Origin of the sequence: Culturomica sp., assembly GCF_003524185.1 — a bacterium.
Taxonomy (GTDB): domain Bacteria; phylum Bacteroidota; class Bacteroidia; order Bacteroidales; family Marinifilaceae; genus Culturomica; species Culturomica massiliensis.
The window spans coordinates 23,093-36,571 of sequence record NZ_DOED01000030.1 but is presented as its reverse complement, the minus strand read 5'-3'; the positions used below and the strand labels follow the sequence as shown (position 1 = coordinate 36,571).

The following is a 13,479-nucleotide window of genomic DNA, read 5'->3' as shown; positions in this document are numbered from 1 at the left end:
TTAATGCTTTAACTGTGCAAATATCTCTCTGCCGATACGGCAACGAAGACAGTCGTGTTTGTCACAATATTCTTTTCTCAACTGAATTAAAGCTTGGGTATGTAGGGCCGAATCGAATACAAAACCGTATTTTTCCCAGCTTCTGACAATATAGTTATTTTCAGGTTTGATCTCTTCCATCCATTGCAGGGCTTTTTCTACCAACTTTTCTTCTCCCCTTTCTCTGCCATAAAAAAACAAATAAGGTATCACCACGTTGATGATTAAAATCTGCCGGCTTCCAACGCCCAGACTTTTTATCGAAACGACAGACTCTTTACCGAACATATAATGCGTATTCCAATAAGCCGAAGCTTTAACTTCGAACAAGGAGAACACCTCCTTTAAAGTCGCAGCTTCCAAAACATACGACAATAAACTGTTGAAATGACAGATCATTGCAGCCAGTAAAGCCAAACGTAATGTCGGAAAAGCCCCGGGACGGATACGCATAAACTTCCATTGACCGGAAGGCATTTCCCATAATTTATATTTCTTGCTTAAATACAAATATTCCCGCTTTAAATTTACACTGTAATGATCCTCCGGAGCATCGTCCAAGAGTCCGGAAACACCTAACAACAAAGCCTCTACGGACAACAAACGATCTGCATATCTCAACAGCGTTTTATACGACAAATGACAGGATAACTGATAATAGGTATCCGAATTTATATCCGCAGACCAGTATTTGCAAAGTAAACGGTAAAAACATTCTTCCCAATCGCCATTCGTTTGACCGAATATTTTCCGGATATCGTTCACTTTCCGTTCGAGCCGCTCTATGGCCAGACTTTGCAACGTCATATAAAACCAATTATCATCCAGTAAATCCAAATGCCGGTAACATCCGGGACGTTTGAATGTATCCCGCATAAAAAGATATTCATGGTACAAATAATCCGCATATTCGATGACGATGCAATCCACCTCTCTCCCGCTACTGGTGTAAACACGGGTATCATTCTCTTTTACAACGGAAAGGATCACATTATTGTAAGCTGCATCCAGGTGATGCGAATGCCGGTACCAATCACTGCTACGCAAATGAATCTCGATATTACCGGCCAACATCACTTCTCCGACAGCAATGCGGGCATTAAAAAAATCCGGACCCGCATCCCGGTTTAATTTTCCGACATCCAGAATACGAATCGGCTTACCGGCCTGTGTTTCAAATTCATCCGTCCGGTACAACGAATTAGCCCAGATATATTGTAAAAATTCTTCTTTCATAACACAACTGTAGACTCTTACAATTTACGTTAAAAAAATACAAAAATCAAGGGCATCGGCTTTTAATTTGGTGTTTTTCATTTTAACATTTTCCTTTTTCTCCTACCTTTGTTCTCGGAAGCATCAAAAATGACTTCTATTTTTAAATAAATAATTTAACAGATTAACACCTATTACTTATACACATTATTATGGAAGAGAATAAGCCTGTTCAGAATACAAAAAACAAAAGTCTGATGTTCATAATCTATGGACTATCGGCAGTTTTAGTCATACTATTCATTTTTTTCATGGTAGAATGGTCGAAAAACAAAAAACACATCGCTGCCATTCACCAGGAAAAAGAATTATTAACCCAGGAACTATCGGAATTAAGTACAAATTACGACCAATTGAAAACGTCCAACGACACTCTGAATGAAAAATTAATGGTGGAACAGGAAAAAATAGCCACCCTTCTCGACGAAATGAAAAAATTCAGAGACAACTCTTATGCTGAAATCAATAAGTATAAACGGGAAATCGGAACCCTGAAAACGGTATTGAGAAGCTATGTCGTGCAAATCGATTCCCTGAACCGTTTAAATCAGCAATTAGTACAGGAAAACACCCAGGTAAAACAACAAATGGACTGGGTACGGGAACGAAATACGAAACTGGAAAACGAACAAAAATCGATGCAAAAAGTAATTGCCATCGCCAGTGCCCTGACGGCAGAAAACTTTACGGTTGTTCCTATCAACAAGAAAGGTAAAGAAGTAAACTGGAAAAAATGTTTCCAACTCCGGGCAGATTTCGTTATTCCCAAAAACGTGACAGCCCAGCGCGGCACCCATATCGTTTATTTACGCCTTAAACGTCCGGACGATAAAGTAATTGCCTTTAGTGAAAAATCCTTCTTTAAATTCCAAAATGCTTCCCTCACCTATTCGGCTAAGCGGGAATTCGAATATGAAGGTGAACGCCTGGAGATGGCCATTTACTGGCCGAACGACGGTAGCCTCGTAAAAGGAAAATACACTGCCGAACTGTTTTGTGACAACGAAAACATAGGCAGTACTGAATTCTATTTAAAATAAATACAAACCATAAACTACAAAACTTAATGCCATGACAGACATAGAAATTGCAAATAAAGTAACTCTGAAACCCATTACGGAAATCGCATCCAGATTAGGTATTGATCCGGCATGTATCGAACAATACGGAAAATATAAGGCTAAACTACCGTTAAATTTGATCAATCCTCAGAAAATGGCCGGTAAACACCTGGTTTTGGTGTCAGCTATCTCCCCGACACCGGCCGGAGAAGGAAAAACCACCGTTTCAATCGGACTTACGGAAGGATTGAATCGTATCGGCAAAAAAACGACGGTAGTGCTCCGCGAACCCTCATTAGGTCCTGTATTCGGTATTAAAGGAGGAGCAACGGGTGGCGGCTATTCACAAGTACTCCCGATGGAAGATATCAACCTGCATTTTACAGGTGATTTCAATGCTGTAGAAAAAGCCCACAACCTGCTATCGGCATTGATCGACAATAATATTCAAAGCAAAACCTCTTCAATCGGTCTCGATCCCCGCACCGTTACCTGGAAAAGGGTAATGGATATGAACGACCGTTCCTTACGGCATATCATCGTAGGACTTGGCGGCACTTCTTCGGGAATCCCCCGGGAAACAGGCTTCGATATCACCGCAGCCTCCGAAGTAATGGCTATTCTTTGTCTGGCTGAAGATTTTGAAGATCTGAAAGAACGTTTGGGAAATATCTTTATCGGTTATACCTATGACAAAAAACCGATTTACGCCCGTGACCTGAAAGCAAACGGAGCTATGGCTGCTCTATTGAAAGAAGCTATAAAACCCAACTTGGTACAAACCATCGAAGGCAATCCGGCAATTATACACGGCGGCCCATTCGCCAACATCGCACAGGGCACAAACTCTATCATCGCCACCAAAATGGGGCTTTCCCTCTCAGATTATGTCGTTACAGAAGCCGGATTCGGTTTTGATCTGGGGGCTGAAAAATTCTTCGATATCAAATGCGTAAAAGCCGGTCTGAATCCGAGTGCAGTTGTATTGGTTGCGACGATCCGTGCGCTAAAATACCACGGCGGAGTAAAACTGGATGCTCTGAAAGAAGAAAACCTCGAAGCCTTGAAAAAAGGTATCGAAAATTTGGAAAAACATGTAGAGAACATGAAAAAGTTCAATATATGTCCCATTGTAGCCCTCAACCGTTTTATTACCGACACCGATAACGAAATCCAAATCGTTGCCGATAAATGCCGGGAATTGGGAGTCCCGATGGAAGTAGCCGAAGTATGGGCCAAAGGCGGTGAAGGGGCTGAAAAATTAGCCATTCTGACTGCCAAGGTTGCCGAACAATGTTTATGCAAACTTCAGCCATTGTACGAATGGAACTGGTGTGTCGAAAAGAAAATAGAAACGATCGCGAAAGAAATATACGGAGCCGCAGCCATTGATTATACGGCACAGGCCAAAAGCGATCTGAAAAAAATTCAGGCTCTCGGTTTGGACAAACTACCGGTCTGTATTGCCAAAACTCAAAAATCTCTATCCGACAACCCGAAACTTTTAGGGCGCCCGAAAGATTTTATCGTTACGGTAAGGCAAATTGAAATTGCTTCGGGAGCAGGCTTTATCATTCCGATCACAGGAGATATCATGAGAATGCCGGGGCTGCCGGACATCCCTGCAGCAGAACGCATCGATATTGACAAAGAAGGTCATATCACAGGACTCTTCTAAAAAGTCAACGGAATCTTCCGGCAACTGGGCTGGAAGATTCCATACTTTTCACATATCATATAACATTCCGTTTATAACGGTAAATTTTATTTATGCGCAACAATATACTGATCCTTATTGTAAGTATCGGATTTATTCTATTTACCGATACACTGCTGTTTTTGCTTTTAAAAAAATACCTGTATAAAAAAATCCGGTTTCTGATATACGGTCTGCATTCTTTATTATTCCTGGGAGGTGTTTTAGCGTATCACTTTTTCATCCCTACCGTCAAGGGTCCGGATTTTTATTACTGGATCGGGCTGGGTATAGGTATATTTTTCTTATTTTACATCCCCAAGCTCATTTTTATCGTCTTAGACCTTTTTTCAATCCTGTTGGGACTTATTCATAAAAAGATACGACTTGCCGGGCAAAGCATAGCCGCAATTATAGCCGTAAGCTGCTTTATACTGATTTTATACAGTATTACCTGGGGGCGATACAATTACAAAACAGAACTTGTATCCATTTGTTTCCCACAACTTCCTCCTGCTTTTCAAAATTTCAGAATCGTACAACTTTCCGACTTGCATCTGGGCAGTAGTTCCACCCATTACAAAGGCATTCCCCAACTGGTAGAAAAAGTAAATGCCCTCCGGCCGGATGTTATCCTTTTCACCGGAGACATGGTCAACAATTTTGCAAGCGAGATCACGCCCTGGATCGGGATTTTAAACAAAATGAATGCCAGATATGGAAAATTTGCCGTAACGGGGAACCACGATTACGGTAATTACACCCACTGGGAAAGTCCGGCAGATAAAGCCCGGAATTATACGGATTTTTTACAGTATATGAAGGCTGCCGGTTTTCATCTGCTCAACAATGCTCATTATCCTTTAATAACCGGCAAAGATACAATATACATTGCCGGCGTAGAAAACTGGGGGAATCCGCCTTTTCCCCGTTACGGCAAACTACAGAAAGCACTGGAAGGAGTCCGGGATCATTTCACCGTTCTTATGTCACACGATCCCACCCACTGGAGGGCCCAAATCCTTGACTACAATATTCCCCTCACCCTCTCCGGTCATACCCATGCCATGCAATTAGGCATAGAGATTGGAAATATAAAATGGAGTCCGTCACAATATATCTACCCGGAATATGACGGACTATATGAAGACAATCATCGGTATCTGCATGTTTCACGCGGACAGGGATACCTTGGCTTCCCCGGCAGAATAGGATTAAGACCCGCAATCAGTGTAATTATTTTAACAAACAACTGTAATGAAAGATAGAATATATTAACATTTTTTCTTAAATTGCAAAGCCTAACTAAACCTGACATAACTAATGTCAAACTTATTAATTTACAATGAAAAAACGTTATTATACGAGTTTCTCGAAGAGACTGGTATTGTATCTTGTCTCCCTCCTTTTGATAACCGGAAGCTTAGTCTTCATATCTATTTTTACTTTTTCCCGCGAATTTATTACAGACAATGCCTTATATCAGGCAAACACAATTGCTACCAACGTTTCCCGTTCATTTGAACGCAAGATTAAAGATATTGAAAGCATTCCCAATACAATCACCGGACTGTTCGGAAATATCGACACATCGGAAATGCGTCTGCTTCCTTCCAAAATTCTGACAGCTTACCCATTTCTGTCAGATTGCTGTCTGCATTACTCTTTTTCAGAACCCAATAAAGATGGATGCACGATGTATGCTTACAGAGGCAAATCCGGGAAAATCAAGACAAAATCCCTGGCTTACCGTCTGACGGTTCCGCATAAGAACAATATTATCCGGAAAAATGACAAACAAGGTTTTTGGAGCGTAAAAGAGTTAGATTCCAGCCATTCCATCATAAGTTATTTCCAACCGATTAAAGCCGGTTCCCTGCAAACGGTATCCGGCTTACTGGAATTAAATTTTCCTTTAAAACATCTGACTGATTTTATATATGACATCAAAATTTTCAGTTCCGGTTATGTATTTGTTACGGATTCGGAAGGGGACTTCATATTCCATCCGGATCCTCAGGTATTCAAATACCACAATCTCAAAAGTTTTTGCAGTTCTCCGGGAATCGATTATTCCTCTACTCTGAAAAAATTTACAAAAGACACCACCGGCTATGAAAACGTATATAAAAAAGGCAAGAAATATTTTCTGTATTATACTCCCAGTTCCCGCATGGACTGGCATATCGGTATCATTTGCCGCTATGATGACATCAGATTATCTTCTTCCAAATTTTTATGGTTAGTATTTGCCATACTCGGAATCGGATTTCTGATATTATATTACAGTGCCATTCGCATCGTAAAAAGTTCCCTCTATCCTTTAAGTGAATTTACCGAAAACGTCAGAAAAATCACAAACGGTCAAGTGAACATAGCCTTACCGGAAGAATATGACAACGAACAATTAAAAGATTTGTACCAGGCTTTCCGGTATATGCAGGACCGTGTTTCCTCCTACATACAATGTCTTCAGACGACTACAGCTAAAAATCAGGAAATCATAACGGAAATAAATCTTGCTCAAAAAATCCAAAAGAGATTTTTGCCGAAAGACATCTTACTTCCCGCCAATATCGAACTATATGGAAAACTAAAGCAATCCAGAAGTGTAGGCGGAGATTTATACGAGTATTTCATATTGGACAATAAGCTTTATTTTGTCCTCGGCGATGTTTCAGGTAAGGGTTTCCCGGCTTCTCTATATATGGCTTCCGTCATAAAACTCTTCAGATACATTGCCAGCCGGCAGTCATCCACAGCAGCTATCTGCAATCTGATAAACACACATATGTGCGACAATACGGAAGACGATATGTACGTGACCATGTTTATCGGGATAATGGATATCCAAAACGGACATATCATTTATACCAATGCCGGACATCCCAAACCTTTCATTGTATATGCGGACGGTCGTATCTGTACTTTAAATGATGAACCGGACGTGCCTATCGGTATATTGGAAGACTATAAATTCCAGGAGTATGAATACACTCTTCCGGAAGGCTCGCAAATCTTACTTTATACCGACGGGATTACAGATGCCGAAAATATAAATGCACAATTTTTCGGTAAAAACCGGCTGATCGAATGCATTAACGGAGCAACACCCAAGAATCCCTATACCATTGTTACCCGGATACTCGAATGCATCCAGGAACATATTCAGGGAACGGAACAGTCTGATGATCTCACCATTCTGGATATACTTTACAAAGGCACTCCCCCAAAAGAGTCCGATGCTTAATATCCGGAACGATTTCTATTGATGTCTTCATCCACAACTTGCAGGTAAGCTTTCAAATGTTCGTCATTCCAGCGCAGGGAATCCCCTTGTATGAAATGATTGTTCTGGAGGTTATAAATAGAAACGCCTTCCCGCGAGATAAAACCACCTGCTCCGGAATAGGCATAATAAGCAAAAGGAACGATATCTTCGGCCAACAGGTTTTTGCTGAACTTATATGCCGAATGATCCAGATTCAACTGACTGAATAAAGTAGCCACCATATCTGTTTGTGAACCGATGGTCCGGACAATGCTGTCCTGTACGTTCAGAACTCCTCCGGCAAAAATCATCGGTATATGGAATGCTTCAGGCTCATAAGCCCGGGGATTTCCGATCTTTATCGTACTGTGGTCCGCGACGAAAATGAACAATGTGTTATCCCATAATCCGCTTTCCTTACACTTGCGGATAAAATGACCGATACAACGATCCGAATAATAAATTGCATTCAAAAACTTCTTCTCTGTACTTTCTCCCTGAATATGTTTTTCCATCGGAACCTCAAAAGGCTCATGACTGCTCATATTGAATGCCATATACATAAACGGCCGGGTAGCTTTGTTCATGTCCTCAAAAAGACGGTCAAACATATATTCGTCATGGATTCCCCATTTAAACCTTTTTTCGACAGCTTCCCCCGAAAAATCTTTCTCGGTTACCACATCCTGAAAGCTCATGGTAACATAGGAACGGAAACCTCCGAAATTCAAATCCCCCGCATAATAAAAACAAGTATGATACCCCTGGGCTTCCAGATCTTTGGGAAAACGAGGATGCTCCGTTATTTTTTGCGGATATTTCAACAGAGAATATCCCGGATAGGCAGGAAAAGCACTGATAACACCGACCATCCCCCGATCCGAACGATTGCCGGTAGCATAAATATTCGAAAAAAGAATGCCTTCCCTGGCTATTTGATTCAGATTAGGAGTAACTCCGGCTTCGCCCCCTAAAGCTTCAATAGCACTGGCAGTAAAACTTTCCAATAACAAAACGACAATATTCGGACGTTCTTCTTTCAGCAAACGGGGATAATCTTTTCCACCCACATACAGACTGTCAAACAAACGATGAGCCTGCTCGTCGGGCATGTAGCTGTATTTATTTTTCAAACGTCCGGCATGAGTCACTTCATACATAAAATTCCATACCGGATTGATGGCAGCCTGATTCGCATGCATATTCGTCTTGTGGAAAAAAACAAAACTGCTGTTCATCGGAGCTACATTAAATCCACCCCTTACCGGTATAATCATAAGTCCACCCAACAGTAAAAAAAGAACCGCCTGTAGCCAATGTCCTTTCCGAAAATGAAAAGGTCTGCTGATACAGCGTTTATAAATATAAAAACAACTCACGATCAGCACAACCAACAATACCAGCAAACCGGTCAACAAGCCGTTTGACAGAGAGGCCAGAGCCTCTCCCGGAGTTTTAATAAACAACAAAGGCGTTGCATCGACATGATATCCCCAGCTCTTGTATATTTCCAGATCGCCGATAACAATGAGCCAGAATAAAACCAGTAAAATAAAAGTATAGACAGAATAAATTCCTTTTATCCAACGCTCTCCGGCAAAAGGAGTCAAAGCCATAAAAACAGAAGCCAATAGCATAATATAACCGCCCAAAGAAAGATCCATCCGTATGCCCCTCCAAAACACCTGGCAATAATCGGAGAATACCATACCGCCACCGCCTTCATATAGCAAAAAGATGACTTTAGCAACAACAGCTGCAACAATCCAAAAGAAATAATATTTCAGAAGAAAAATAAATTTAGAACGCATATTTTGCAATTTCTTATTAAGTCTTGTGCTGTTTTTTCTTTGCAGCAGGAAATAGTACATTATTTAAAATCAACCGGTAACCGGGTGATTGCTTGTGTAAATCCAGTTCCGTCGGGGCATCTCCTACAAAATGCTGATAATCTTCGGGATCATGTCCACCGTAAAACGTCCAGGTTCCTTTTCCATACTCCCCATGAATATAGCGAGCCTCATTGGCTACTTTATTCTCTCCCATAATCAATACGCCCGACTTAATGACATCCTTATTAAAGGCCGTTGTCTGTCCCATAAACCCTTTTATCACATTTACGTGATTCTGACATAACATGGTAGGCACCGGGTCCCATTTGGCAGAAAATTCAAACAGGGAAAAATAATCGTCGCGCTCACTCAACTTACGGGTATCCGTTACATCGATATTCGAATACTCATAAACATTCGGATTCATTTCCAGCTTGAAATCCTTAAAAGCAAATGTTTTTGAAAAATCCAATTTTTCCTGCGCATCCGGATCGGCGGGATCCCCGTCGAACATAGAGGCACAGATATCCACGTTCATCGCCGCCAAAGCAATATCGTAAGTATCCGTAGCCGAACACATCGCAAACATAAATCCTCCGGCAGAAACATAATCCCTGATCGTCCTGACAACGGCTTTCTTCAAATCGGAAATTTTCGGATAACCGTATTTTTGAGCCGTCAGCAAATTCACCCGCTCTTCCTCCTTATACCAGTCCAAATGCCGGTATCCGCGATAAAACTTACCCAATTGTCCGGTAAAATCTTCGTGATGCAAATGCAACCAATCGTAATCCTTCAACTTACCGTCCAAAATCTCCGAATCATATACGACATCGTAGGGTATTTCTGAATAGGTCAACGCCAATGTCACAGCATCGTCCCAAGGCTTTTTCTCCTTGGGGGAGTAAACGGCGATCTTAGGCGCTTTTTCCAATTTTATCGCATCGGCATTCACTTCCGGAGAAGCGATCTCGCTCAGGATAGCATTTAACCGAGACGGAGGTATGACTTCAAAAGCGACCCCTTTCAACAGGCACTCAGTACGTCCTTCCGGCGTAAAAGGCAATACAAATGCCCCTCCTCTGTAATTAATCAGCCATTGAATTTCATAACCGTTCTTCAACGCATGGTAAGCCACTCCATAAGCCTTCAAATGATTCGTCTGCACATCATCCATCGGAATCAACAAATGATTCGCCTTACCTTCTACAAAAAGGAATATAAAAAACAGGAATATAATACCTTGCAACTTTTTTATGCACTCCATCTTACGATTCACTTAATACATTTAAAACGGGGCTTCTCCCGGAAAACCCGGGTTCGAAAATGCCTTGGCACCTTCTTCAAAAGAAGTATCCAACGGAGGAACCGGTTCGTCGTTCATCTTCGACGTAAATGTCTGTGTTACCAATTCCCCGGTACTCGTTTCGGAATGGAAAGGAGACGTCGTTTCCAAATCACAGAACTGTGTCAATTCACTGCGGAAACGCAACTGAATTTCTCCCACAGCACCATTACGGTGTTTTGCGATAATAATATCCGCAATACCTTTCAGGCTGTTTCCCTGTGCATCCGTCATGATACCGTACTTTTCAGGCCGGTGGATAAATAACACCATATCGGCATCCTGTTCAATTGCTCCGGATTCACGTAAGTCGGACAACATCGGTTTTTTAGCATCCCCGGTACGCAATTCGACACCACGATTCAACTGTGAAAGTGCCAACACGGGTATATTCAATTCTTTAGCAATAATTTTCAATTGCCGGGAGATCATACTGACTTCCTGTTCCCGGTTTCCCCGCATATCCGCTCCCGCCGTCATCAATTGCAAATAGTCGATGATAATCACTTTGATATCGTATTTCTGCTTCAAACGCCGGCATTTGGCCCGCAATTCAAAAATAGACAAAGCCGGCGTATCGTCCACCAGAATCGGCGCCGTAATTAAAGTCTTGATCTTACTGTGCAAATGCTTCCATTCGTCTTCCGACAACCGGCCGTTCTTAATTTTTTCGGAGCCGAGTTCCGTCTCACTGGCAATCAAACGGTTCACCAATTGGACGGAAGACATTTCCAGAGAAAAAACAGCGATCGGCTGCTTGTAAGTAACAGCCATATTCCGGGCCATAGAAAGCACAAAAGCCGTTTTTCCCATAGCAGGACGTGCCGCAATAATCACCAGATCGGAATTTTGCCAGCCGGAAGTAACTTCGTCCAGTGCCGTAAAGCCGGAAGGAATACCGCTGATACCGTCCGGGCGTTTGCTGGCAGCTTCTATTCCCCGGATGGCATCTTCAATAATGGGAGCGATTTCTGCCGTATCTTTCTGAATATTACCGTCAGCAATGTCGAACACCGATTTCTGCGCCTTGTCGACAAGATCCGCTACATCAGTAGCTTCATCATAGGCCATATCCTGCAATTCCGTACATACTCCGATTAATTTCCGTTGTATGAATTTTTGCACAATAATCCGCGCGTGAAACTCAATATGTGCCGCAGAAGCCACCCGGGAAGTCAGTTGAGAAAGATAATAATATCCTCCCACCTGCTCCAGTTCCCCTGTACTCTTCAATTTTTCACTGACAGTCAGTAAATCGACAGGCTCATCCTTGATAAACAACTGATGAACTGCCCGGAATATCCGTTGATGGGCATCTTTATAAAAACATTCCGGTTTCAATAAATCCCCCACCACGGCAAAAGCATCTTTTTCAAGCATTAAAGCCCCCAATACAGCTTCCTCCAGGTCCACCGCCTGCGGAGGCACTTTTCCATATTCAGAAGGCAAATCCTTATAATTGTTTGTCTTCGTATACTCTGTTTTTTTAGCCATAATCCAACCGGAATTACAAACAATAAATTATTATCTTATTACACCCAAACTCTTTAATTTCCAAAAACACCGTTCCGTCGCCTCCACATCAGCCATCGCATTATGAGCGTCTTCAAAGCCTTTCCCGAACAAGACCTGATGCAACTCTGACAATCTAGGCGACTTATACCCTTTTTTCCCCGGTAAACGACAATAATCCGTAGAACCTTTCATCGTACAATATTTGGGTTTCAGAAAAAGAGAAGTCATCATATGCAGCCGTTCAAATTCGGCCCCGACGATACATTCGTCAAAACTGATATTATGTCCGACCAACACCTGTGATTCATCTATCTCTTTCGAAAATTCTTCCAACACACCTTGCAAATCCACACCTTTCTCCATAGCAATAGCTGTCGTGATTCCATGTACTCTGGATACCTCCCAGGGTATTGTAAAACCTTCCGGACGGACAATAACATTCCGGCTGCGAAGCGTATTGCCTTCGTTATCCGAAACGATCCAGGCCAACTGTACCAAACGGGGCCAATTATCTACATCCGTTACCGGAGCATTCCAGCGTTTCGGTAAACCGGTGGTTTCCGTATCGAAAAATAAATACATACTCAAACGAATATTTATTGTTCCGTTTTGACTTCGTCACAATTGTCAAAACTCTTATTATACTGATGCATAGCCCGGTAACTCATACCCATACTCGAGAAACCTCCGTCATGATACAAATTTTGCATCGTTACCTTGCGGGTCAGATCCGAAAACAAACAAACACAATATCCGGCACACTCCTCTGCATTCGCATTCCCCAGCGGAGACATACGATCGGCAAAATCTATCAGAGAATCGAATCCTTTGATACCGCTTCCTGCCGTAGTCATAGTGGGCGACTGGGAAACCGTATTGATCCGGATCTTCTTTTCCCGACCGTAAATATACCCGAAACTACGGGCAATGGATTCCAGCATAGCCTTAGCATCTGCCATATCGTTGTATTCGAACATCGTACGCTGTGCAGCAACATATGAAAGAGCGACAACCGATCCCCACTCATTTATAGCATCCAATTTCTTGGCACATTGCAGAACTTTATGGAAAGAAACAGCCGAAATATCCAGGGTCTTTTGCAGAAAATCATAATCCAGATCGTCATACGAACGTTTTTTTCTGACATTCAAAGACATGCCGATAGAATGCAATATAAAATCCACCTTTCCCCCGAAATGTTTCATTGCCTCTTCCAGTAAATGTGTCAAATCCTCCGTATTCGTAGCATCGGCAGGGATTAACGGAACGTTATGCCTGGCTGCGAAATCCTGGATCTCCCCCATACGGATCGACAACGGTGTATTGGTCAATACGATCTGCGCCCCTTCTTCCAGACACAATTCTGCCACTTTCCAGGCAATTGACATTTCATTCAATGCCCCAAAAATAATTCCTTTTTTTCCTTTTAATAAGTTATACGCCAT

The 13,479-nt window shown here is 42.1% G+C and carries 10 protein-coding genes; 4 read left to right on the top strand and 6 right to left on the bottom strand.

Annotated features, from left to right (window positions below; translation table 11 throughout):
- Entirely contained in the window at positions 1–1,275 is a 1,275-nt protein-coding gene (locus tag DD657_RS09970) for a DUF2851 family protein (protein WP_021988666.1), read from the bottom strand.
- A 191-nt stretch (positions 1,276–1,466) separates the two neighbouring features.
- Here DD657_RS09970 and DD657_RS09965 point away from each other — a divergent pair, with 191 nt between their 5' ends.
- The 4 genes from DD657_RS09965 (at position 1,467) to DD657_RS09950 (ending at position 7,321) form a co-directional block, all read left to right on the top strand.
- Positions 1,467–2,354: a coiled-coil domain-containing protein gene (locus tag DD657_RS09965; protein WP_021988665.1), complete on the top strand. Its 888-nt coding sequence runs from the start codon at positions 1,467–1,469 to the stop codon at positions 2,352–2,354.
- A gap of 31 nt (positions 2,355–2,385) precedes the next feature.
- The gene (locus DD657_RS09960) at positions 2,386–4,053 is read left to right on the top strand and encodes a formate--tetrahydrofolate ligase (RefSeq protein ID WP_021988664.1); all 1,668 of its coding nucleotides are present in this window, start codon (positions 2,386–2,388) and stop codon (positions 4,051–4,053) included.
- A gap of 92 nt (positions 4,054–4,145) precedes the next feature.
- Positions 4,146–5,339 (top strand): metallophosphoesterase, encoded by a 1,194-nt coding sequence (locus DD657_RS09955; protein ID WP_287049768.1) that lies wholly within the window; start codon positions 4,146–4,148, stop codon positions 5,337–5,339.
- Positions 5,340–5,416: 77 nt separating this feature from the next.
- Positions 5,417–7,321: a SpoIIE family protein phosphatase gene (locus tag DD657_RS09950; RefSeq protein WP_287049766.1), complete on the top strand. Its 1,905-nt coding sequence runs from the start codon at positions 5,417–5,419 to the stop codon at positions 7,319–7,321.
- Here the strand turns inward: DD657_RS09950 and DD657_RS09945 are convergent.
- The 5 genes from DD657_RS09945 to DD657_RS09925 are packed head-to-tail and all read right to left on the bottom strand — an operon-like array spanning position 7,318 to position 13,479.
- Complete coding sequence (locus DD657_RS09945) at positions 7,318–9,153, bottom strand: LTA synthase family protein (RefSeq protein ID WP_287049764.1); 1,836 nt, start codon at positions 9,151–9,153, stop codon at positions 7,318–7,320. The two genes, DD657_RS09950 and DD657_RS09945, sit on opposite strands and share 4 nt — an antisense overlap.
- Positions 9,154–9,169: 16 nt before the next feature.
- Positions 9,170–10,441, bottom strand: a complete 1,272-nt coding sequence (locus tag DD657_RS09940) for an asparagine synthetase B (RefSeq protein ID WP_068689440.1) — start codon at positions 10,439–10,441, stop codon at positions 9,170–9,172.
- A 21-nt stretch (positions 10,442–10,462) separates the two neighbouring features.
- On the bottom strand, positions 10,463–12,013 hold the full coding sequence (gene dnaB / locus DD657_RS09935; RefSeq protein WP_021988659.1) for a replicative DNA helicase: 1,551 nt from the start codon (positions 12,011–12,013) through the stop codon (positions 10,463–10,465).
- Positions 12,014–12,043: 30 nt separating this feature from the next.
- Entirely contained in the window at positions 12,044–12,616 is a 573-nt protein-coding gene (locus DD657_RS09930; protein WP_021988658.1) for a 3'-5' exonuclease, read from the bottom strand.
- A gap of 14 nt (positions 12,617–12,630) precedes the next feature.
- Complete coding sequence (locus DD657_RS09925; RefSeq protein ID WP_021988657.1) at positions 12,631–13,479, bottom strand: enoyl-ACP reductase FabI; 849 nt, start codon at positions 13,477–13,479, stop codon at positions 12,631–12,633.